21 protein-coding genes and 1 CRISPR repeat array are annotated in these 21,144 nt (G+C 57.2%); of the genes, 9 read left to right on the plus strand and 12 right to left on the minus strand.

What is annotated here, in order from left to right; translation table 11 throughout:
* Positions 1-152 precede the first annotated feature (152 nt).
* The 11 genes from Q6D67_RS20340 to Q6D67_RS20390 form a co-directional block, all read right to left on the minus strand.
* A complete protein-coding gene (locus Q6D67_RS20340; protein ID WP_304707544.1) occupies positions 153-497 on the minus strand; it encodes a hypothetical protein in 345 nt (114 codons plus the stop codon).
* On the minus strand, positions 487-819 hold the full coding sequence (locus Q6D67_RS20345; protein ID WP_304707545.1) for a hypothetical protein: 333 nt from the start codon (positions 817-819) through the stop codon (positions 487-489). The genes Q6D67_RS20340 and Q6D67_RS20345 overlap by 11 nt, the downstream gene beginning before the upstream one ends.
* Positions 820-968: 149 nt before the next feature.
* Positions 969-2,738, minus strand: coding sequence for a phage major capsid protein (locus tag Q6D67_RS20350; RefSeq protein WP_304707547.1), 1,770 nt, complete (start codon positions 2,736-2,738; stop codon positions 969-971).
* A gap of 212 nt (positions 2,739-2,950) precedes the next feature.
* Positions 2,951-3,181 carry a hypothetical protein gene (locus tag Q6D67_RS20355; RefSeq protein WP_304707548.1) on the minus strand — a complete coding sequence of 77 codons (231 nt, stop codon included), beginning with the start codon at positions 3,179-3,181 and terminating at the stop codon, positions 2,951-2,953.
* Between the two features lie 146 nt (positions 3,182-3,327).
* The gene (locus tag Q6D67_RS20360) at positions 3,328-4,833 is read right to left on the minus strand and encodes a phage/plasmid primase, P4 family (RefSeq protein WP_304707549.1); all 1,506 of its coding nucleotides are present in this window, start codon (positions 4,831-4,833) and stop codon (positions 3,328-3,330) included.
* A 153-nt stretch (positions 4,834-4,986) separates the two neighbouring features.
* On the minus strand, positions 4,987-5,964 hold the full coding sequence (locus Q6D67_RS20365) for a hypothetical protein (protein WP_304707550.1): 978 nt from the start codon (positions 5,962-5,964) through the stop codon (positions 4,987-4,989).
* The gene (locus tag Q6D67_RS20370) at positions 5,961-6,182 is read right to left on the minus strand and encodes a hypothetical protein (RefSeq protein WP_304707551.1); all 222 of its coding nucleotides are present in this window, start codon (positions 6,180-6,182) and stop codon (positions 5,961-5,963) included. The genes Q6D67_RS20365 and Q6D67_RS20370 overlap by 4 nt, the downstream gene beginning before the upstream one ends.
* The gene (locus tag Q6D67_RS20375; RefSeq protein ID WP_304707553.1) at positions 6,179-6,379 is read right to left on the minus strand and encodes a hypothetical protein; all 201 of its coding nucleotides are present in this window, start codon (positions 6,377-6,379) and stop codon (positions 6,179-6,181) included. The genes Q6D67_RS20370 and Q6D67_RS20375 overlap by 4 nt, the downstream gene beginning before the upstream one ends.
* A 174-nt stretch (positions 6,380-6,553) precedes the next feature.
* The gene (locus tag Q6D67_RS20380; RefSeq protein ID WP_304707554.1) at positions 6,554-7,084 is read right to left on the minus strand and encodes a hypothetical protein; all 531 of its coding nucleotides are present in this window, start codon (positions 7,082-7,084) and stop codon (positions 6,554-6,556) included.
* Complete coding sequence (locus Q6D67_RS20385; protein ID WP_304707555.1) at positions 7,081-8,283, minus strand: integrase family protein; 1,203 nt, start codon at positions 8,281-8,283, stop codon at positions 7,081-7,083. The genes Q6D67_RS20380 and Q6D67_RS20385 overlap by 4 nt, the downstream gene beginning before the upstream one ends.
* Before the next feature lie 494 nt (positions 8,284-8,777).
* Positions 8,778-9,176: an SOS response-associated peptidase gene (locus tag Q6D67_RS20390; protein WP_304707556.1), complete on the minus strand. Its 399-nt coding sequence runs from the start codon at positions 9,174-9,176 to the stop codon at positions 8,778-8,780.
* Between Q6D67_RS20390 and Q6D67_RS20395 the strand changes: the two genes are divergently transcribed.
* The 9 genes from Q6D67_RS20395 to cas2e all read left to right on the plus strand — a co-directional run bounded on the left by Q6D67_RS20395 (position 9,175) and on the right by cas2e (position 18,125).
* Complete coding sequence (locus Q6D67_RS20395; protein WP_304707558.1) at positions 9,175-9,396, plus strand: hypothetical protein; 222 nt, start codon at positions 9,175-9,177, stop codon at positions 9,394-9,396. The two genes, Q6D67_RS20390 and Q6D67_RS20395, sit on opposite strands and share 2 nt — an antisense overlap.
* A gap of 548 nt (positions 9,397-9,944) precedes the next feature.
* Complete coding sequence (cas3, locus tag Q6D67_RS20400; RefSeq protein WP_304707560.1) at positions 9,945-12,524, plus strand: CRISPR-associated helicase Cas3'; 2,580 nt, start codon at positions 9,945-9,947, stop codon at positions 12,522-12,524.
* Between the two features lie 11 nt (positions 12,525-12,535).
* A complete protein-coding gene (gene casA, locus Q6D67_RS20405) occupies positions 12,536-14,032 on the plus strand; it encodes a type I-E CRISPR-associated protein Cse1/CasA (RefSeq protein WP_304707562.1) in 1,497 nt (498 codons plus the stop codon).
* Positions 14,033-14,036: 4 nt separating this feature from the next.
* Entirely contained in the window at positions 14,037-14,570 is a 534-nt protein-coding gene (gene casB, locus Q6D67_RS20410) for a type I-E CRISPR-associated protein Cse2/CasB (protein ID WP_304707564.1), read from the plus strand.
* Positions 14,567-15,211: a type I-E CRISPR-associated protein Cas6/Cse3/CasE gene (cas6e, locus tag Q6D67_RS20415; protein WP_304707565.1), complete on the plus strand. Its 645-nt coding sequence runs from the start codon at positions 14,567-14,569 to the stop codon at positions 15,209-15,211. Before casB ends, cas6e begins: the two co-directional genes overlap by 4 nt.
* A gap of 15 nt (positions 15,212-15,226) precedes the next feature.
* Positions 15,227-16,261, plus strand: coding sequence for a type I-E CRISPR-associated protein Cas7/Cse4/CasC (gene cas7e / locus Q6D67_RS20420; protein ID WP_304707566.1), 1,035 nt, complete (start codon positions 15,227-15,229; stop codon positions 16,259-16,261).
* An 8-nt stretch (positions 16,262-16,269) separates the two neighbouring features.
* On the plus strand, positions 16,270-16,980 hold the full coding sequence (cas5e, locus tag Q6D67_RS20425; protein ID WP_304707567.1) for a type I-E CRISPR-associated protein Cas5/CasD: 711 nt from the start codon (positions 16,270-16,272) through the stop codon (positions 16,978-16,980).
* Positions 16,981-16,984: 4 nt separating this feature from the next.
* Positions 16,985-17,860, plus strand: coding sequence for a type I-E CRISPR-associated endonuclease Cas1e (gene cas1e / locus Q6D67_RS20430; RefSeq protein WP_304707569.1), 876 nt, complete (start codon positions 16,985-16,987; stop codon positions 17,858-17,860).
* Positions 17,861-17,885: 25 nt separating this feature from the next.
* Positions 17,886-18,125 carry a type I-E CRISPR-associated endoribonuclease Cas2e gene (gene cas2e, locus Q6D67_RS21960; protein ID WP_370552007.1) on the plus strand — a complete coding sequence of 80 codons (240 nt, stop codon included), beginning with the start codon at positions 17,886-17,888 and terminating at the stop codon, positions 18,123-18,125.
* A gap of 47 nt (positions 18,126-18,172) precedes the next feature.
* A CRISPR array of direct repeats spans positions 18,173-20,212; the repeat unit is 28 nt; unit sequence GTCTTCCCCACGCCCGTGGGGGTGTTTC.
* A 171-nt stretch (positions 20,213-20,383) separates the two neighbouring features.
* Here cas2e and Q6D67_RS20435 read toward each other — a convergent pair.
* On the minus strand, positions 20,384-20,785 hold the full coding sequence (locus Q6D67_RS20435) for a hypothetical protein (RefSeq protein ID WP_304707571.1): 402 nt from the start codon (positions 20,783-20,785) through the stop codon (positions 20,384-20,386).
* Between the last annotated feature and the right edge of the window lie 359 nt (positions 20,786-21,144).

A 21,144-nucleotide genomic window follows, 5' to 3' on the forward strand; every position in this document is an offset into this window, starting at 1 on the left:
GCACAGCGTCCAGTCAGGTCTGGTGACTGCGATCAATGCCCTGCTCAAATCGTGGAAAGAAAAGCCCGTAATTGATCCCGGCAGCGCAGGAAAAACCAAACCTTCAGAATGAAGAAGCCCCGCCGCTCGGCTGATCCGGGACAAGAAGTAGGTCACCGCTTCAACAGCCCCCGCGCAAACCCCAGCAGCTCGGGTGCCGCTTCCGGTTCCGCTCCTGCCTGCCGTACCACTTCGGCAAACAAGCCCATATCCGGCTCGCCTGCGCCAGTCAGCCAGCCAATGGCCACCTTTTCCAGCGGTGTCAGCTTGATCTGGGATCGCTTGGCCCATGTGTGCCCGAACTTCCAATTGATGCATACAGGCGCACTGTAGCTGCCTGCCTGCCCTTTCGGTGCGGGGGTGTAGGGCATACCCAACCGGGTCCAGTTGCCGATGCTCGACGGGTCAACGTCCAGGATGGTCGCCAGCTCGCGTTGGCTCAATGCTTCAAAATTCATAGGGGGGTACCGGAAGCGTAATTGATTTTGGGGGTGAAGTTTCTAGCGGAAAAACGCGCCTCTGCGCCCCCGCCTGCTGAAAGGCTGTCTCAGTACCTTTTGTCTCCTGGACCGCCTCCCTGAACCGTGCGTGCGGCTCGGCTGGGCACTGCATCCGCTCCAGTAGCCGGTCCATGTCGTCGTCGCGCATAAGCCTGGTGTGTGGCTTCCACTTGCCGACAATGGTGGGGCCCGCGCTCCATTCCTCGATGAACCAGAATCTTACGGCTGGCCACTTGATGACCCGCTGTAGTCTGAACATATCATTGATCTCTATTTGCATCGGGCCTCCTGAATAGGTCGCGCCGTGGTGCCTGGAAACACCCGAAACCAGGCCAGGGCAGCGCGAAGGGTGAAGTGTGAGGCAACACCCGCCCTGTGACGGGGGGAGGAGGCGCAAGAGGAGTCCAAACCGCCCCCGCCCCCAATCACTTACGCAGCGTTGTGGATCTCACAGAATGCAGCCGGTTGGCGCACGTTAAAATCAACGTCTGCCAGTATCCGAACCGTTACACTGCCCTTTTTGAAGTTGGCACCATACGGGTCTGCATCCAGCTCGATACCGCCCCAGAAGCCGACCAGCAGTTGTGACCAGTCTCCGAGAATGACATAGCCGGGGGGCATGTTGGCGGTGCGGAAGCATCGGAGATCGTTCACACGATTGCCCTGCATGATGAAGTTGCCTTCAACACCGGAGCCCTGCTTAGGCGTAGTCTTGAGCGACGCAAACACAGTCGGGTCAGTCAGGTACACCATGCGCTCGGTGTCGGCGTTGTCGGCGGCGATCAGGGTCTCCATGCCCACCACATCGGCAAAACTCGGCGCATTCGAAACCGCGTACGTCGTGGTGTTGATGCCGGTGGTGTTGATGATCCCGCGTGGCTGGTTGCTGGCACCTGAACCGTTCAGGGCTTTACGGTCGATCTCCTGCGAGATCATATCCGCAAGGTCCATCCGCACCAGAGTTTCAACGTCGGGGCTACCCTGGACAAGCATCCGATGCGAGAACGTCACAGCGCCGCCGACAGTCTTGGGGGCCATAGTGATTGAGTCCATGCTGATATCAGACTCGGTCACATCGTCCACGTTGTCGGAGTTGAACCAGTAGCCGGTGCTGCCTGCCGTTTTACGGGGGATCTCAACATCGCCCACCAGCCCACGGAGAACAGTCGGGTTTAGACTCATCACCAGGGAACGGGCCCGGAGTACGTCAACGAATGACCCGCTCAGGTGATCGGTGGCGACCAGGTTGGCACCGCTGGTTGCGCTCGACTTAACAATGGCCCGAGATTGCAGGGCCTCATACGGAACGAGAATCCCGCGACTGCTGCGGCCTAACACCTTCTGCATGTCCCGGCTGATCTCCACCTCTAACCCGGCCTCTGCCAGTTGCTTCGGATCGGACAGGCCGCGCATCAGCTTCAGCAGGCTGTAACCCTCCATCGCCCGGCCATACTTGCTATTGTCGCAAGGCATACCCGCGTAGTGGTTGGGGTTGTGGCTGGGGGCGGGGGTGGTGTCGCCTTCATCGTGGTACTGGCGGGAGTTTTCGTTACGTTCCGCAGTCGCCAGCAGCGCCTCGGTCTGGAACTTTTCCACGGGCCAGCCTTCAGCGATGGCACGCATACCCAGAGTTGGCAAGTCGAAGCGTTCCGAAGCCTGCCGGATGCAATCCAAGCGGAGCTGTTCGTCGGCGGACTCTTGCCGTGCGCGAGTTTTGGTTTCAGTGGTCATAGTCGTATTTCCTTTTGATCTGTAAATACCGGAGTTGGTGTCTGCGGGTGCAGCGACCAGGCTCAATTCATAGGGTTGGAAAGCAAAGCGGATAACCGGGTGGCCGTCACGTTCGCCTGTTTCAATGGGGTCGGACAGGTTGTAGCCCACAGAGACACTGCGGACAATGCCTGCGCGAATATCCTCGGCCAGCTCTTGAGCCCGTGCGGATTTACCCAACCGGATAAACCCCCGCAGCTTGTCGCCGTCAACGCTGATATCCTCGAACACGCCTATGTTGACCTTGTTGGCGTCGTGCGATTCGATCAGCGGTAACGGGGCTCTGGAAAGATCCACGCGGGTCATGTCCAATACTTCATAGCCGAAGCTACGCAGTACCGGCGTTTCCGTTGCCGCTGTTGCGGGAAAACGGTTGTCCGTTGCGGCCTTGCGGTCGAGGTTGATTGTTCTGGTGCGGGTTTCAGTCACATGCACCTCCTGTTGGCTGGAGATGCGGTGTGCGCGGCTCCAGCAGAAACAAAGTTATCCGGTGATAAATCACCGAAGTTCGTTTCCCTGGACCCTTCAGGTCCGCAGCACGACGGCTGGGGTGGGGAGGCGAGCCCCTGCGCGGGGTTCGCAAACAATGCGCTGCTTCGTACAGCGCACAGGTAATACTGTATAAAAACACAGTGCATTTGTCAATGCTCCATACCGGGTGAGAATGCCATGAGCAGCCACCTTTTGAACTCGGTTTCTTCCCTGAACGGCCCGACAACATGCCACTGGCCGCGCTCGACAAAGTAGATGCCGCCGCACCTGGTATGCTCGCACCACACTGCGCCCACTTGTTCTGATTGATGACGCGAGTTGTCAACGCAGTGCTGGCACACACTGGCGGCGGTGGGGACTAAAACGGATACATTGGTCATGGTTGCTTCCTCTCTGGTTGGGTTGGATAGGAAAAACGATCTGTGACAACTTGTGACAACTTTTCCTATATACCCCGTTAATCAAAAACAGCCTTTCTCCAAACTTACGGTAGATAAGGGAAAAGTTGTCACGAGTTGTCACAAACTCAGAATTCACCATTTTTTGCAGCCTTATAATCGTTGGGCATAGTGGACAGTCGGACGTCAGAAAACCCCCTGGTACCGGCGTCAAGACGCACGGCTTGGTGGCCGCGCTCCTTGAGCGCCTTGGTCATGGCGATCTTGCTCCACACATTTGATAGGCCATTGGCCCGCTGCCAGTCGGTGAACCTTTCGTACATCGCTGCAATGCTCACGCGAGAACCGGGCGCATGGATGAGATTGTCGGCCAGGAACTCGCCTAACGTGTCCTCCGCATCGAGGTATTCCAGGCTTGCGGCCTTCACACTGTCCGGCACTGCCAGACCCTGCCGCTGCCAGTCAACAGCGCCGTCTACCATCCATCTCAGTATTGCGGGCCATTCATCCTGTAGCTTCTGGGGCAGCTCCGGGTCGCGCTCATCGGCTGGAATGGTCACAGAGAACGGGACTAACACCACTCGCGCCCTGATAGCCTCGTCGATCCCACGGAATGACGGCTGGTGATTCCCGGCAATGAACAGAGTGAATTGAGGTTGATAATCAAAGAAGTCCTGCCGCATAAAGCGAGCTGTAATCACATCGCCCCCGGTCAGGTCTTTAATCACGGACTCATTCCATATTTTGCCGGGGGGTAGCTCACTACCTGCCACCAACCTCGCGCCATGCAATCCAGCCAAGTCGGTCGGGTGCCGCTCGCCGTGCGAGTCCAGGAAGGTCTGCGCCGCTGCCCGCTTGGAGTAGTCGGCCATAAGGTCGAACAGGGTATTGAGAAAAACGCTTTTCCCGTTGCGCCCGGTGCCGTAGAAGAAAAACAGCTTGTGCTCTCGCGTGTGCCCGGTCAGAGCATACCCTGCGGCCCGTTGCAGGAACTCGATAAGCTCCTGGTCACCATTGAACACACGATTCAGGAACTGCCCCCAGAGCGGCGCAGCGGCCCCTGGTGGGGCGGGTGTGACGGCTGTCTGTTTGGTTAGCCAATGGTCGCGGCGGGCTGTAACAAGCTCTCCGGTCCTCAGATCAACCGTTCCTCCGGGTGTGCCTAGTAACAGGGGGTCAGCGTCGAACAGATCCATGCTCGCCACCAGATCCGCATTGGAGCGGGCAACAGTCTCTACCGCGTGAATGGTCGGCGCTTGCTTCAATGTTCGGATAGCTGCGGCTGCCTGCTTGCGTTGAGCATCGGTGTCTGCATGTTCTTCTGCCCATCGTTGCAGCCCATCGGACACGGCCCGCAGATATTCCCTGATAGCGGTCATGTGCCCCAGCTTGTCATCTCTGACCCAGCGGGTGCCGTCGAACAGATACCATCGGCCAACTGAGTGAACATAACGCGCATCATCAGCGAACCCGGCCCTCGACAATTCAAGTGCAAGGTTGTCGTGTGAAAGATCCGGCTCTGCGGGGCTGTGAAACAAGGTCAGCGCCCAGTCGTCTACCGGCTCGCCATTGATCTCTGCGAGGTAGTGCTCAGTGAACAGGGCAGCGCGTTGCTGTAGGTCAACAATGTTCATAGGCGGCCCCCGTTGCGTAGCAGACAGTCGAGAATGTGCGAAAGAGGTTGTCTTGCTGATCGGAGGGTTTGCCGCCGGACCTAACCAGGTCTCGATATTTCAGGCACCACTTGTGCATCGCCTGAAGCTCGGCGGGTGTAAAGTCCGGGGACTTCATGCGTCACCCCCGGAGTATTTTGAGTCAGGTCGCAAAATACTATTGAGCGTGCCCATGATCTCGCGCATGGACTCGGTTTCAGCCTGTTCAACCTCAACGGCGCGGTCCCATAGGCCACGGTCCAGCCGCTCAATGATGTTGTTCTCTACACGCTCCCGTAGATCAGGCGGCGGTAGTGCATCCAGCTCCCAACATTTGCGTCCGTACCGACTGGTAAACCAGGGGTAACGGGTGTCGCCCTTTTTGGTCTCAGCCTCGAAGCTCGGCAATTCGCCGTAGGTCACATCATCCTCATCTAAAGCAATGCGGATAATGTCGGCATCGCCACCATAGCGTGCAAGGCGGGAGGGTAGATCAACCTCGCTCATGTGCAGCCCGGAAGGGTCCCAGTCACCAACATACAGAATGGTCAGCGGCTTGTTACTCGACAGGCTCTCCAATGCCGCCGACTGAATCGACGTTGCGCTGGTGTAGCCGTGCATGACCCTGAAGGTCACGCCGTATTCATTCAATACCGGGGCCAGGGTGCCGCGTATGGTGCCCTTCTCTGACCAGACTTCCACGCGCTGCGGCTGGTCCTGCCAGTAGTCCCGGCGATAGGTATTTACAGCAGCGCGAATGATATGCTCGGGGTCTCTCCAGGTAGAAACGCGCTCCGGCTCGCGGGTTTCGTCAACGATCCAGTCCCACGGAATGATGCCTTGCTCGCGGGCGTAGACCAGATTGCGGCTAACCTTCTGAGTCTCGTTCTTGTGCATGCCTTTGATATGGCCATGCACAAACAGCCGGTAGCAGACTGCCCGAACGGATGCCGGTTCAATCTCCAGGAGAATGTCGTGGGCGGCGTCGATCATGGCGAGGGTTTGAGCTGCCTTCCCTCTGCCGCGTCCGGTGCTATAATGCTTGTGAGGTTGCCTAACCTTTGCGCCCTTCGACAGCTCCACACTGTCGGGGGCGTTTTCGTTTGTGGTCATTGGCTGCCCTCCCTGGTCAACAGCAGCGCCCCGGCTGCGGCATCGGCTACGTCTGCGAGATTGTCAACGTCATAGCCCACGGTCCACGGCCTACCGCGAATCTTGAACATGATCTGTGCGTCATTGACGCGAACGGTCGTTGCGAATTCTCCGCGCTCCAGGGACACCAGGACGCTGCCACCCCGGACGGAGTCAATACGGATTGATTTGGGGTTCATGCGGCGCGGCTCCCTTTGATGAAGCGCACAACACTGGATCGCGTAGCACGTAGCTTGCGCCCGACTAGGTAAAACTCGATTCCGGCTAACCTGCCTCGGGCCTTTAGCGGGCCGATGGACTCGGGCTTGATACAGAGGATTGACGCGATCTCATTTTTGTCGATCAGGTCGTCGAGGAACTCGCGGTCGTCTTGCATGGTGCCACCTCTCGGGGTCGAAGGGTGACACTTGTTGCGATTGCGTCACCCGGATTAACTGCTAGGTGACTAGGGAATATATACATATATTTTAGATCGACAATCAAATGACGGGTCGTGTCCGAAATTGCTGAGGGTTTCGGACAGTATCGGTCCGCGAGACTCAGAAGGCCGTTATTTTGCCTGCCTTGCGTAATGCGCGCCGCTGAATTCATGCCCCGTCGCATTGCTGATTTGGTCGAGAGTATGGACCAGTAATCCTGTTGGTGATGGACCAGCATACAGTCGGTGGCTATTCAGTTTTTGCGCGACTGCCTTCGCCAGTTCTGCGGGGGTAAGTATTGGCCTATCAGACAGCAGTGCCGCCACGATGTCTAAATAAACTTCGTGGGCACGGTCAGTTCCCAACCTTGCCTTAAGCCTGTTGAGCATTTCAGGATGCCGCAGGCTGGATAGAATGGACTCTGCGCGCTTCATGTACCGCGACGGCTTGCTGTTGTGGAATGCGGCGATCTCCCATTGCGAAACGCCGAACATGGTAGCCAGCCAGTTGATCTGCGTTACCAGTTCCGGGATCGCGGTAATCTGGTCGTCGAGTCCGTCAACGGTGACTTGGTAAAGCCGGGTCCGGCCTTGTTCATCATCGACATATAGACTGCGTGATCTCTCGTCCAGCGCAGTCAGGATGTTCTCTAGTTGGCTCATTGCACGGCCCTCAGCGCCTGCACATTGTCCAGCGGCCTCCCAGCCAGCCGGTATAACTCGCGCTCTACCTTCGCAATCTCGTCGTGCAGGTCAGCACTGGTGCCGACATAGTGGTGGAACACGTCGATCAGGACTCGATTCTGTAGCCGCTTTGCGCTTGTCTCTGGCAATACACCATTGCAGATACCGGCATGGGTCCGGCGCAGGTCATGGGGTGACAGCTTAATGTCCAGGGCCTCGGTGATCTCGTCCAGGTGAGCCCGCAGGGTCAGGGGAAACACGCGCCCGGTTTTCTGCTTGCGCTTCCGCAGGGCAGGCAACAGGGACGGGGGAATCGGCAATACAGCAGGGCGGCGATTCTTGGGATCGGGGAGTGTGTAGGTCTTGTCCTTGAGGTTCACATAGTCCCACGTCAGGCCCTCAACCTCTCCGGGGCGGCACCCGGTCAGCAGTGCCCAGAGTAGTGCCTCCTGAGCCTCTACAGGGCGCTTGTCCAGCTCGGTGAAAAAGGCGGGCAGGGTATCGGCAGGGATACGGCGATCACGCGGGGGAGGGACGTGCAGCCCCTCGTGGTAGTCGGAATACTGGCGCACAGGGTTGGGCGGCATCTTGCCCCGGTAGGCTTCCTGTTTGCCAATCCAGTTCCAGACGGATGACAGCGAACGCAAACCGTTGGAGCCGGTGATCTGCGGCACCTTGGATACCTTCTTGGCCAGCAGGCCCTCGGTCACGGCCAACAGTGACTTCTGGTAATCGTCGCCCAACAGCCGCTTGATCGTCTTCTTGTATATCTCTTTGGTGGAGTCCTTGATCGGGAATTTCTGCCCGGTGGATATACGGCGAACCTTGTTCGCGCAGAACAGGTCCACAGCATCCTCTACAGTTAGCTCCGCCAGCGCCTTGTCGATCCGCTCTGATCGTCTGGATTCCGCAATGTTCACGCCCTTGGCATTCTCGCCCAATATCTTTTTGGCTTCATCGCGGGCCAGTGGAACCTGCATGGCAGGGAAGGTGCCGCGATTAATGCCGACGCGCTTGCTCTGGCCATCCTCGGTGACGCGGACGTGGAAGGTAATCTTGCCGCTGGGCAGGACTGTGACGCCCAACTGGGGGATCTCGGTGTCGTAGAAGTACTGGCGCTTATCGGTGGCTTCCAGCGCCTCCAATACTGCCTTGTTGAACCTGAATCGAGCCGCCATAGACTGTAGTCTCCTGAGTGCGGTGCACTACTCGGTGCACATCTGGTGCACATTTTGAGGTCAATTCTGGTCTATTGTCAATCAGTCGGTGTTAGTCCATATTAAGGGTAAAAGTGTAGGTAAAACAACAGGATAGGTGCTGTTTTCGGGGTAAATGCCTTATAGATCAGTTGATTATAAAGTGACCAAAAAATAGACTTAAAATCTCCCGATCATTGTGATCGTACCGGTTCGATTCCGGTCCCGGGCACCAGAGATATATATAAATCAGTCACTTGCGGCGAAAATAAAATATACCCTACAAAATACCCTGCTACTTGAAAGCGGTGCTTTTCTGCCGTTTGGGTTGCGGTGTTGCCACCAATGGCCAGACAACAACAACCACCATTCCTCAGTCCTGTATCTAGCGGATAACCACGGCTCTGCGCCCGCGCATGGTAATGCCGAGCCAGGACCAGCAGACCAGTGGCCGCTCCCGGGCCTGAAGGCTATCCTCAGTTCCGGCTTTCCGCCCAAAGGGTGATGGGATCAGATAACGGCATGAAAAGTCCCGGATCCTTGTTCGATGTGTTGCCCACGGCCCGATCGACCGGGTAGAGCGTCAACCTCTCCTTCAGAACTGGCGCCAGCATCAGGTCCCCAGGGTCTATGGCCTGACGGTTATCCAGCCACCGAATACATTCCGCCCGGGTGAGCATGACCGGCATACGGTTGTGCCAGGGGCGGAATTCCGGCGCTGCTTCCGTGGTGACCAGCGTGCAGGAGAGAAGGGGCGTGTCACCTCCCTCCCAGACGTCCCACAGGGCCGCCACAGCTACAATCTGCTCGTCGTTCGTGATGACCCAAGGTTGCTTCCCGTTGCTCTCAGCGCGCCATTCAATGAAGCTGGACATGGGGACGATGCTTCGCTGGCGCCTGCGAGGATACGCCGAGAAGCCGCAGAACGGGTTGCTGAGTCGCAGCGGGCTTATCGGTGGTCATGGTTATGGCCTGATTGTGGTCGTGCTTGTGCTCGGCGCCTCCCTGGGCTTCGGGGCGGGACTGCTGGTAGCTGATCACTGGTCTGGTGGCCGGGAGGTGATCTTTATTCCAGTGGAAGGGAGGGACGGCTAAACGGGCTGCATATTCCGGGCCATCGTGACCACTCATTCCGGGTTAAAAGTGAACAATTTTCGGGTAGTTTCCGGAATGGGTATTCACTTTCGCCGGAATACGCAGCCAGCAAGATGACCCGGGGCGTCTTGCTCAAGATTCCAGCACCTGCACGGTGGTCCGGACCCGGTAACTCGTCCGTCATCCCAAAACCTCAACGGCTTGGGGCTCTAGGTAGTAGATGAAGTTCAGCATCAGAGGTTCGTTGTGGACTCCTGCCTGAAAACACGACCTGTTCATCTATACAGCAATGTACTGCAGGCTTGGCTGCTGTAGATTCTCAACCTTACTCATGATGAGAAGGGTCTAGTGTGCCCAATTGCTCAACTTGGTTTGACGAAGCACGGCGTGTTCCACTATTCCAGCCTCTATAGGGTATATTCGGGGCACCCTAGTGTTGTCGTGCACTCTTGTCGTTTAAGAGCCGACTGTGCTTCATTTTAGGCGATCATTGCGTAGGATCGCGGTCATTCAGTGATAAATAGAAGGTTTCGATAAGGATCCGTTGGATGTTGCGGCCCCGAGTTACAATAAATGAAGCTTCTGCGGTCATTCCGTTCGGACAATGTCCCGCCAAGACATTCACCGTGGGACGCGGTGTGGTGCTGGGGCGCTCCGTACTAGAGCATTGCCAAATAGTTGGTGAAGTAGCCAAGGCGTTGATTGCACGCCAGCCTGACTCCCTGCGCGAACGCCTTTATCCCAGCAACGCGCACCTGGTTGCCGCCGCCCACGACATCGGCAAGGTTAGTCCGACCTTCTACGAGAAGTTGCGCCAAGCCTGTTGTCCTGTGCCCGAAGGTATGCCCGCACTCGAGCAGATCAATCCTCAACTCGAAACTAGCTGGGGTGGGCATGCCGGCGTGAGTCAGCTTACCGCCAAGGCGCTGGGTGCACCTGCATTCATTCCTGAAATCCTTGGACAGCACCACGGCTTTGCGCCGCCGGTGGCGGGCTTGCGTGCAAGTGATGCAATTTTTGGCGGACCACTGTGGCAAAGGGAGAGAGAACACTTGCTGCAGTCACTGATGAAGGCGTTAAGCGCCGATTGGCCCGAGATAGCCTCGCTGCCTCAGGCCCGCGTCTTGGCTGGTCTGACCTCTGTTTCGGACTGGATTGGCTCTGGAGAATTTTTTGAAGATCCGTCGCTACCGTGGCAGGGCAGTATCGACAAGGCGATCGACAGTGCGGGCATCATCCCGCCCACCTTCAGATCAGACTTGTCATTTGAGGCAGTGTTCGACTTTCAACCGCGTATGGCGCAGCAGCAGCTAATCGAGCAGGTTGGCGGCCCTGGCGTTTATATTCTGGAGGCCCCCATGGGGCTAGGCAAAACTGAGGCTGCGCTGTACGCCGCTTATCGCTTGCTGGAGACTGGTCAAGCCAACGGCATATATTTCGCCCTGCCCACGCAGCTTACCTCGAATAAGATCTATGACCGATTCAACGATTTCCTAGAGCAAGTATTAGCTCCGGATTGTCGTCACCGTTCGCTTCTATTGCATGCCAACGCATGGCTACTGGACACCGACATGGGCGAAGACGGAAGGCCCGGCGGTGCCTGGTTTAGTCAGGCTAAACGAGGCTTGCTGGCCCCCTTTGCTGTGGGGACCGTCGATCAGGCGCTGATGGCAGCAATGAACGTCAAGCATGGATTTGTGCGGGCCTTCGGACTCGCCGGGAAAGTGGTTATTTTGGACGAGGTGCATACCTACGACTCCTATACGGGCACCCTGCTGGACGCTCTGGTCGCCCTACTAAGCGACCTGCAGTGCACCGTTATCATTCTCAGCGCCACCCTAAACCAATCGCGTCGGCAGCAGATACTGGGCCGCACGCTGTCTGCGAATGCCTACCCGCTGATTACCGCCTGCCCCGACGGACAAGGCGTGTCAGAACTGGCAGTAGAGAGTGAAGCGGGCAACGAGGTTGCCATCTTATTGCGGGAAGATGAGCAGCTTGCGGTGGAGGAAGTTTTGCAGCGCGCCGATCGGGGCCAACAGGTACTGTGGATCGAAAATACAGTGCCGCAGGCGCAGCAGCGATACCTTGATATAGCTGCGCGTGCGCACGAATTTGGTATCTCCTGCGGTCTCCTGCATTCGCGTTTCACGCCCCAGGATCGTCAAATCAAGGAAGTGCAATGGGTTGAGTGCTACGGAAAACAGGGGCGTGCTGGCCGTGGTGAGACCGGGCGCATACTGATTGGCACACAGGTGTTAGAGCAGTCACTGGATATTGACGCTGACTTTCTGGTTTCACGCTTCGCACCTACCGACATGTTACTTCAACGTCTCGGTCGCCTTTGGCGTCATGCGGAAAATCCGCGTCCGGCCGGCAGCCGTTGTGAGGCCTGGCTGCTGGCACCTAAGCTGGACAATGCTATCAAGGGACCACAGCAAGCTTTCGGCCATAGTTCCTTTGTGTACAACTCCTATGTGCTCTGCCGCAGTCTTGAGGTCTGGGAGACCCGCAAGAGGGTATGCCTGCCCGAGCATATCCGCGAACTAATCGAGCAGACCTACTACGAACGTCCCGAAGCGGATGCAATGGCGCGTTGGTTAAAGGAATTAAATGATGGTACCCCGCAGCGGAAAGGACGCATAGCATTGAGTCAACTGGCGCGCGTGACGCTGGCCGACGGCGGGCAAACCCTTCCAGAAATTAAGGCGCAGACCCGTTATAGCGAGACCGAGAGCGTCGATGTTCTGCTGCTGCTCGGTCTGGAATGGTCTGTAAAGGAGCAAATGAGCAAGTTGACCTTGCTTGACGGACAGGTACTCCACTTGCCTAAGCTGCGCGCACAGCTATCGCGCCGCCAGTGGCGAAAGCTGAGCGGTCAGTTGATGCGGCAGGTTGTGGCGGTGCCGATCCACAACGCACCGTTGCCGTTGCCCCAGACAACGTTGGAAAAGTTTAACCTTCAACACTGCTTCTACCTTGGCAATCCGTCATTCGACGAGGCTTTGCTGAGGGTTGCATTGGTGGAAGAAAGCGGACGACTCGAGGGCGTACAAGGAGCGACACTGCATCAGAAACACTCGCTGGAGTACCGCGACGATCTTGGTTATCGGGTAATAAAAAACTAGGGATAGACTCAATGGAAAATCGATTCAATTTAATCGATGAAGACTGGATTCCCGTCGCCGACTACGGTCGGGTTAGCTTGCGGAAGATATTTAGCAATTCACAGTATCGAAGCCTGGGGGGTAACCCTGTACAGAAGATCGCAGTCCTCAAGCTGTTACTGGCGATAGCCCAAGCGGCGACAACTCCAAAGGATGACGATGAGTGGCAGACACTCGGCGCCGACAGCCTTGCCCAGCGATGCCTTGCCTATCTGCAGCAATGGCATGCACAATTTTATCTGTACGGTAAACAGCCGTTTCTCCAAATCCCGACCATTGCTGCCGCTAAGGTACAACAGTTCGGTGCCGTATTGCCGGAAGTTTCCACCGGCAACACCACGGTGCTCAGCCAAGTGCAAATCCAGCGCCAGTTGGATGACGCCGATCGCGCCTTGCTGCTGCTAACGCTGATGAGCTTTGCTCTCTCAGGTAAGAAGACCGACAACAGTGTCGTGCTTAGTCCTGACTATGCTGGCAAGCGCAATGCCAAAGGCAAGGCATCAACCAGCAAACCGGGACCCGGTGTTGGCCACATGGGCTTTCTGCACACATTCTTTGCCGGCGGGAATCTGCAGGAAACCCTCTGGCTCAATCTACTGACACACCAGCAGTTAGCACAGATGCAACTCTATCCGGCAGGAGTCGGTAAGGCGCCCTGGGAAGATATGCCGACTGGGGAGGATTGCGCTGTCGCGAGAGTCCTGCGCGAGTCTCTGATGGGTCGCTTATTACCAATGAGCCGCTTCTGTTTGTTGAGCAGCGATGGACTGCATTACTCCGAGGGTCTGCCGCATGCTGGTTACAAAGAGGGCGTGGTAGACCCGAGTATGGCAGTCAATTATTCCGGCAAGGAGCCTAAGGCACTTTGGGTGAATCCGGAAAAGCGACCGTGGCGTGAATTGACGGCCCTTCTCGGCTTCATCCAGCAATCTGACTCCCAAAGCTTCCAAAGCTGGCAGGTGCGCTGCGGTCTCGACCGCGCACGCGACAAGGTCGAACTGTTTGCGCTCTGGTCAGGTGGTATGAGCGTGAGCAGCACTGCCGGGGAGCAATTTGTCTCAGGAGCCGACGACTTCGTTGAATCCCAAATCTGGCTATATAGCGACATGCTCGGGCAATCCTGGTTCGCCCAGCTAAAACAAGAAGTGGATGCGCTGGACGGCCTCGCAAAAAATCTTTATGGCCGAGTAATGGGCTACTACAAGGAGCTTACCGTCGATGGCGGAAAGCTGGCGCCTCAGGCCACACAGCTGTTTTGGCAACTGTGCGAACGCCAGTTTCAGCAGCTGGTTGATCATTGCGACCAAGGCGAACCTTCCAAGGCCACACGGCAGAAACTGCGTAGACGCTTTGCTGGATATGTTCAGCAGGCCTATGACCAGTTCTGCCCGCGCGACACAGCACGCCAGTTGACCGCTTGGGCCAAACAGCAACCCAACAACAGCATGTATCTAAAGAAAGAGGCCTGAATCTATGAATGAAACCGACATATCATCCGTAGGAAGCCGGGAGTCACGGTTTGTCGACACGGTGATCGCCCGTTGCCTCGCCGACAAAGGCCTGGCTGCGCGCCTAAAGCGGGCGGACAACCCGGCAACCGAATATCAAAGCTGGGATCTGCTTGGCCGTATGGGTATTGACCTGGAGCGGGACAGCCAGCGCCTGCCATTTGCTACCGTGGCTGCGGCCATCGCCAAAACCAAGGCCGACAAAAATGGCAAGCTGCGGCTGGGTGGGGCGCTAGCAGCTTGCTACGAGGACGGTAACAAAAGCGATCAGGCGACTGCGCGACTGCGTCGCCTGCTAGCCTGTGACGAGCTTACCGAGGTATGCCGCATACTGCGTCCGCTGCTGTCATTGATCGATAGCAAGGTCGGCCAGCCACTGGATTTCTCCCGTCTGCTCCTTCAGTTACGACAGTTCGGCTACAACGCCCCTCGCATCAAAGCCCAATGGGCGCAAGAGTTCTACGGTCAGCCGCTTAAAGCGGCAGAGGTGCCGGCGTGACGCTGTTCGCCAGCGTGCTGCAGCTTGACCGCACGGCAGTCAAGGCCCTGCGAATCACGGACGCCTACTCCCTGCATCGCGTCGTTTACAGCCTCTATGAAGACGTGCGGGATGAAGCGACCAAATCCGGCAGCATGCCGAGCGGCATACTTTATGCCGATCAGGGGGGGGATCACCGGGTGCGTAAGATTCTTATGCTGGCCGACCGCAAGCCCGCAGCCGCAGTGGACGGCCAATACGGCGAAGTACAGAGCAAGCCAATCCCAGATGACTTCCTTCAACATACTGATTACCGATTCAAGGTCATTATCAATCCGACGCGGCGAGACAGTGCAAGCCGTAAATTGATCCCGGTACGGGGGCGCGAAGCTATTGCCCAGTGGTTTCTAGAACGCGCCGAACTTAGCTGGGGCTTCCGTGCTGCAGCCGAGCAGCTACAGGTCGACCGTATCGAAGTTTTGCAATTCACCGACAAGCATCAACGTTCGGTAACCATAGGCCAAGCTCATGTGCAGGGGGTGCTGAGTGTGCATGACAAGTTACAGTTTCAAAGCAGTTTTGTGAGTGGCATTGGCCGCGCCCGCAGCTACGGTTGCGGCTTGTTGCAGATCGTCCCTGTTTTCGATAACCCCTTCGCTTAGAAAAGGAATTTGCCCATGAACAACAGAAACCGTTTTACCAACACCCGTATCGAGTTCCACATTCTCCAATCCTTCCCAGTTACCTGCCTGAACCGTGACGATGTCGGCGCTCCCAAGACGGCTATTATTGGCGGCGTTACTCGCGCACGCGTCAGTTCTCAGTGCTGGAAACGCCAGGTGCGTCTAGCCCTGCAGGAATTCGGCATCAAGCTCGGCGTGCGTACCAAGAAGGCGGCCGAGTTGTTCATTCAAGCGTGTCATGCCAAGGGTGCCAGTGAGACGCAGGCTGCAGCCTGCGGCCAGGCCATTGCCGATCAGCTAAGTGATGACACGCTACTGTTCATTAGTGGCAGTGAGGCAGCCGCATTTGCGGACTACGCTGCCGAACTTGGCTTCGATGAGGGCAAAATTAAAGACAGGGAATTGGCCAGGGTCGCCAAAAAAGCCCTGACACCGGCGGTGGATGCTCTCGATATTGCCCTGTTCGGCCGCATGGTTGCCAAGGCAGCGGACATGAACGTGGAGGCGGCAGCCTCCTTTGCTCACGCCATATCTACACACAAGGTCAGTAATGAAGTGGAGTTCTTTACCGCGCTGGATGATCTGCGGACCGAGCAGGGCTCTGCACACATGGGTAGCCTCGAGTTCAATTCGGCCACCTACTACCGCTATGTAAGCCTCGATCTTGGGCAACTGGCTCAAACACTAGGTGAGGACGGCTTGGCCCAGGCCGTAGAGGCCTTCACCAAGGCGCTGTTCGTCGCTGTGCCAAACGCCCGCCAGACCACTCAGTCCGGGGCCAGTACCTGGGAATTCGCCAGAGTGTTGGTACGCAAGGGCCAGCGTCTGCAAGTGCCGTTTGAAACGGCGGTGCGTGCAAAAGATGGTGGTTACCTGCAGGCAAGTATTACCGAATTGACGGCCTATCTTGACAAGAAAGAAAAGCTGACTGGCTCGCTATTTGGAAAGATTGCCGGTTATGACTGGGGTGAGGACGAACGCTTCAGTATTGATGACCTGAGTACTGTCCTGCAACGTCACGCAGTGTGAGGCAAGCTATGAATGACAGCTATCTTTTGTTGTGGCTGGAGGCACCGCTCCAGTCATGGGGGCATGATTCCCGGTTCGGCCGCCGTGACAGCCTGGACTTTCCCACCAAGTCGGGGGTGTTCGGTCTGCTATGCTGCGCGCGCGGCGCAGGGGGCGAACAAACCGAATGGCTGCGGTACTGGGCTGGGCGTGACCTGCAGGTACGGGCCTATGTCTGCCAGGACAGTCATGGGCAGCCGTCTGAGCGTTTGCCGTTGCTACGTGACTTCCACATGGTTGGCAGCGGGTATGACGATCAGGATCCTTGGGCCAGCCTACTGATCCCGAAAACCAATGCGGGCAAGAAAGCGGTTGGCGGTGGCACTAAAATGACCTACCGGTATTACTTGCAGGACATGGCTTATGCAGTGGCTCTGCAGGGTCCGAAGGATGACTTGCAGGTACTAGCTGATGCTCTTGTTGACCCGGTTTGGGATCTGTACCTCGGGCGCAAGAATTGTGTGCCGACGGAGTTCATAGCCCAAGGTGTATATCCTGATGCGCTGACGGCCTTTACAGCCGCAGATGGATTGGCTGCTAGCAAGGGGCGCGTTGGAATCTTTCGGGTACTGCAGGGAGAGCATGAAGGCGAGGTTCTGACTCTGAATGACGTGCCGGTTCAGTTTGGCGAAAACAAAAAGTACCGGGATCGACGAGTGACCATTCAGAACGTGGGGTAGCAGTGTGGCCACAGGACAGCGATTGTTCGTTAAGGTAACCCGCGAATCACTGCCGCAGGTTAGAGACAAGTACCCTTTCCTGTACCTGGAGCGTGGCCGGCTTGAGGTCGATGACAGCAGTATCAAGTGGATTGATTCCGAGGCCAATGTTGTGCCCTTGCCGGTAGCAACCCTGAACGCTTTGCTATTGGGACCCGGCACCACGGTTACCCATGATGCAGTCAAGACGGCCACTTCCGCCAACTGTGCTGTTTGCTGGGTTGGTGAAGACAGTTTGCTATTTTATGCCGCAGGTTTTCTGCCGACCGCAGATACTCGCAACCTCAAGGCGCAGATTTCTTTGTCTGCTGATCCGCAAGCGGCAGTCGAGGTGGCACGGCGGATGTTTGCGCGGCGCTTTCCCGATGCAGAACTGTCTGGTAAGACACTCAAGGAAATGATGGGCATGGAAGGCCATAGGGTAAGGGCCTTGTACGACAGTAAGGCCAAGGAATATCGGGTTGGCTGGAGAGGGCGCCAGTTCACACCGGGTAAATTTGAAATCAGCGATATTACTAATCAGGTCATGACCGCCAGCAATGCCGCGCTCTACGGCATCCTGTGTTCGGCAGTACATAGCATGGGTTATTCACCTCACATCGGCTTTATTCACTCAGGTAGCCCCTTGCCCTTTGTCTACGATTTGGCGGACCTATACAAAGAGGGGCTCTGTATCGATTTGGCCTTTGCGCTTACCCGCGACATGGCCGGCCGGTATGACAAGCACAAGGTTTCCTCAGCGTTTCGCCAGAGGGTGATTGACATGGATTTGCTGGCCAGGGTGGCCGAGGATATACCGGAAATGCTTAGATGCAAAGTTGCTCGTCGTTCTCGCAAATGAGCTCCCGCCCGCGGTGCGAGGGCGTATGAAACTCTGGTTTGTAGAGCCTAGAGCGAACGTGTTTGTTTCGGGGATCAAGGACTCGGTGGCCATGACCGTGATCGATTACCTGTATAAGCATTGCCCCCCCGAAGCCGGGGTCGTTATTTTTCGCTCACTGCCGGGACCACCCGGTTACGAAATCCGTACGATAGGCCCGACCCGAAAACCGCTTACGACAATCTCTGGGCTGCAATTGATTATTGAAACACTGAAATTCTCATAACCACTGGTTGTTGTACTTCAGCCGGCGTTCTTTAACAATATGTTGGTGTCTTCCCCACGCCCGTGGGGGTGTTTCCCTACGCGCCGGTATATGCCGCGCTGTACCCAGGTCTTCCCCACGCCCGTGGGGGTGTTTCTCATTTTCATGGTCCTGCGCCGGTTGAACCGATGTCTTCCCCACGCCCGTGGGGGTGTTTCTTAGTGGGGCCCCCACCCAACAACTGGGGTCCCGTCTTCCCCACGCCCGTGGGGGTGTTTCTGCCTCAAGGCTCACGGCAGGATTCATGTGCTGGTCTTCCCCACGCCCGTGGGGGTGTTTCCATGGTGAAGCATCTCTTTGCCAAATCGTTGGTGTCTTCCCCACGCCCGTGGGGGTGTTTCCGACGCACGGTGACTGGAGCGCGGCAGACGGCGGTCTTCCCCACGCCCGTGGGGGTGTTTCCTCTGGCCTTGAACTCAGCAAGATGATCGACGGGTCTTCCCCACGCCCGTGGGGGTGTTTCCGGCCTGCCATTTATCGAGGGCTGCATAGTGAAGTCTTCCCCACGCCCGTGGGGGTGTTTCCGGTCACAGGTCCACCGCCTGACCGACCTACTGGTCTTCCCCACGCCCGTGGGGGTGTTTCTCTCGAAGCTGAGCGCGTCCATGATCTGCTTCCGTCTTCCCCACGCCCGGGGGGGTGTTTCTCCACCGCTGACAGTGATTGCCATAATTCAGCGGTCTTCCCCACGCCCGTGGGGGTGTTTCCGCAGGCCTTGAACTCAGCAAGATGATCGACGGGTCTTCCCCACGCCCGTGGGGGTGTTTCTCTCGAAGCTGAGCGCGTCCATGATCTGCTTCCGTCTTCCCCACGCCCGTGGGGGTGTTTCTCCACCGCTGACAGTGATTGCCATATTTCAGCGGTCTTCCCCACGCCCGTGGGGGTGTTTCTGTCCTCAGTGCCAGACATAACGCAGTCCACCAGTCTTCCCCACGCCCGTGGGGGTGTTTCTGCCCCCATCAAGGTGAGCGGTAAGGCTGACGGGTCTTCCCCACGCCCGTGGGGGTGTTTCTCTCGAAGCTGAGCGCGTCCATGATCTGCTTCCGTCTTCCCCACGCCCGTGGGGGTGTTTCTCGTTCGAGCGGGCGCAGTACGCTGCCCTCGTTGTCTTCCCCACGCCCGTGGGGGTGTTTCCTGGGCGTCTGTGCGGCGGGTCATGCTGCCCTGGTCTTCCCCACGCCCGTGGGGGTGTTTCTCTCGAAGCTGAGCGCGTCCATGATCTGCTTCCGTCTTCCCCACGCCCGTGGGGGTGTTTCTCAGTCGAGCGGGCGCAGTACGCTGACCTCGTTGTCTTCCCCACGCCCGTGGGGGTGTTTCCTGTTCGTCTGTGAGGCGGGTCATGCTGCCCTCGTCTTCCCCACGCCCGTGGGGGTGTTTCTATTCGCCAAGCTGGATCAGATGCGGCTGGAGAGTCTTCCCCACGCCCGTGGGGGTGTTTCTGGTGGTTACTGATCCAGTTAAAAGCGGTTTCGGTCTTCCCCACGCCCGTGGGGGTGTTTCCGGGCGCGTCTGGACTCCCGAGCCTGAATGGAAGTCTTCCCCACGCCCGTGGGGGTGTTTCCCATGACCGACCCGGAGAGAATCCTCTCCACCGGTCTTCCCCACGCCCGTGGGGGTGTTTCCGCATTCTTGAGGCCGTCAGCGAAGTCGGAGAAGTTTTCCCCACGCCCGTGGGGGTGTTTCCCGCCCAAAAAGCGGAAAACCGACATTTCGGATGTCTTCCCCACGCCCGTGGGGGTGTTTCTACCGGCCAAGGCACGCGAGTAAGGGCCAAGATGTCTTCCCCACGCCCGTGGGGGTGTTTCAAACCTCTCTGATATACCTCTGTGCCGCAGTCGTCTTCCCCACGCCCGTGGGGGTGTTTCCTGCGCCTCTAGTCCGTCCATGTGTCGCTGTCGGTCTTCCCCACGCCCGTGGGGGTGTTTCTACGATTGGGACCAGTGGCTAACACATGGGAGCGTCTTCCCCACGCCCGTGGGGGTGTTTCCAACAGCCCGGCCTGCTTCGCCAGCTAATGCGAGTCTTCCCCACGCCCGTGGGTTTTTTCCCCCGTGCTCGGCTACTAGAATCGGATGATACCAACAGTCAGCAGGGCTATCGTCGTTCTTTTGTTCATGACATCAACGCCAAGCGGCCCAAGGCGAGAATATCTCCGAGTAGCAGGTTCACTCACCCCAGACGGCCTTCCGCCGATTAGCTAAGCTGTCGCAACTGTATGATCAGCTTCGGAGCTTGCTTCTAGCCAGTTCAGCGTTCTCAAAGCTCAGGTGCCCAAGGCTTTGCTCGGCAAGGCTCAGGCTTCCAAGGCTTTCCTCTGCAAATTCCATGCAATTGGACGCGCTGCCTTCATCATCGAGCAATAAATGAGCCTCCGCCATTCGCAGATAGATACCAGCGGGTACCAAAACGATTTGATCAGCATCCTTAATGGCATGTACATCACCCGCAAAGTAATCGAGGATGGACCGTAGTTGCGCCAAACTTTGCTCTGCGTAGAATCGCTTGGCATCCGGTTTTTCCGAGCAGTGTATCGAGGCCATTTGCCACTCAACTGTCGCAAGACGAAGGGCCAGCAGCGCGCAACGATCACCGTCTGCTTCCGATTCAAGAAGTTTGGTCAAGGCCAGGACCAAAGTCGCCCGAGATTCGGAGGTGAAGTCCTCTGGCGCGTCGACGGCTTTCAGGTAGGTCGCCTCTGAGGTCTGCCACAGGGAACTTGAGTGGTCCGAGGGTTGCATCCCACCCTGGGGCCGAATCGATACTGGGGGTCGGCCGAAATCGACATAGATGATATTGCCAACTCTGTATCGGGGTGGAACCTCTGTCATAGAGCCGCCTTGGGGTGTACTGCCGAGCGTACACGTGGACTATATGCGATGCCTGCACCGCTCACATCACTGTATACATGCGGGTCTTCCCCTATTCGGGTGGATCCATAGCCATTTTTCTGCTCTCCCCCTAAAATTCCAGGCTCCTAATT

This window comes from Haliea sp. E1-2-M8 (assembly GCF_030649675.1).
Taxonomy (GTDB): domain Bacteria; phylum Pseudomonadota; class Gammaproteobacteria; order Pseudomonadales; family Halieaceae; genus Haliea.

What these genes read in the sequence shown, in the direction of transcription:
- Q6D67_RS20340 (WP_304707544.1), bottom strand. Translation starts at nt 497, where the DNA reads ATGAATTTTGAAGCATTGAGCCAACGCGAGCTGGCGACCATCCTGGAC.
- Q6D67_RS20385 (WP_304707555.1), bottom strand. Translation starts at nt 8,283, where the DNA reads ATGGCGGCTCGATTCAGGTTCAACAAGGCAGTATTGGAGGCGCTGGAA.
- casA (WP_304707562.1), top strand. Translation starts at nt 12,536, where the DNA reads ATGGAAAATCGATTCAATTTAATCGATGAAGACTGGATTCCCGTCGCC.
- Q6D67_RS20375 (WP_304707553.1), bottom strand. Translation starts at nt 6,379, where the DNA reads ATGCAAGACGACCGCGAGTTCCTCGACGACCTGATCGACAAAAATGAG.
- cas5e (WP_304707567.1), top strand. Translation starts at nt 16,270, where the DNA reads ATGAATGACAGCTATCTTTTGTTGTGGCTGGAGGCACCGCTCCAGTCA.
- cas2e (WP_370552007.1), top strand. Translation starts at nt 17,886, where the DNA reads ATGAAACTCTGGTTTGTAGAGCCTAGAGCGAACGTGTTTGTTTCGGGG.
- Q6D67_RS20360 (WP_304707549.1), bottom strand. Translation starts at nt 4,833, where the DNA reads ATGAACATTGTTGACCTACAGCAACGCGCTGCCCTGTTCACTGAGCAC.
- casB (WP_304707564.1), top strand. Translation starts at nt 14,037, where the DNA reads ATGAATGAAACCGACATATCATCCGTAGGAAGCCGGGAGTCACGGTTT.
- cas3 (WP_304707560.1), top strand. Translation starts at nt 9,945, where the DNA reads ATGTTGCGGCCCCGAGTTACAATAAATGAAGCTTCTGCGGTCATTCCG.
- Q6D67_RS20395 (WP_304707558.1), top strand. Translation starts at nt 9,175, where the DNA reads ATGGGGACGATGCTTCGCTGGCGCCTGCGAGGATACGCCGAGAAGCCG.
- Q6D67_RS20390 (WP_304707556.1), bottom strand. Translation starts at nt 9,176, where the DNA reads ATGTCCAGCTTCATTGAATGGCGCGCTGAGAGCAACGGGAAGCAACCT.
- Q6D67_RS20365 (WP_304707550.1), bottom strand. Translation starts at nt 5,964, where the DNA reads ATGACCACAAACGAAAACGCCCCCGACAGTGTGGAGCTGTCGAAGGGC.
- Q6D67_RS20355 (WP_304707548.1), bottom strand. Translation starts at nt 3,181, where the DNA reads ATGACCAATGTATCCGTTTTAGTCCCCACCGCCGCCAGTGTGTGCCAG.
- cas7e (WP_304707566.1), top strand. Translation starts at nt 15,227, where the DNA reads ATGAACAACAGAAACCGTTTTACCAACACCCGTATCGAGTTCCACATT.
- Q6D67_RS20345 (WP_304707545.1), bottom strand. Translation starts at nt 819, where the DNA reads ATGCAAATAGAGATCAATGATATGTTCAGACTACAGCGGGTCATCAAG.
- Q6D67_RS20370 (WP_304707551.1), bottom strand. Translation starts at nt 6,182, where the DNA reads ATGAACCCCAAATCAATCCGTATTGACTCCGTCCGGGGTGGCAGCGTC.
- Q6D67_RS20380 (WP_304707554.1), bottom strand. Translation starts at nt 7,084, where the DNA reads ATGAGCCAACTAGAGAACATCCTGACTGCGCTGGACGAGAGATCACGC.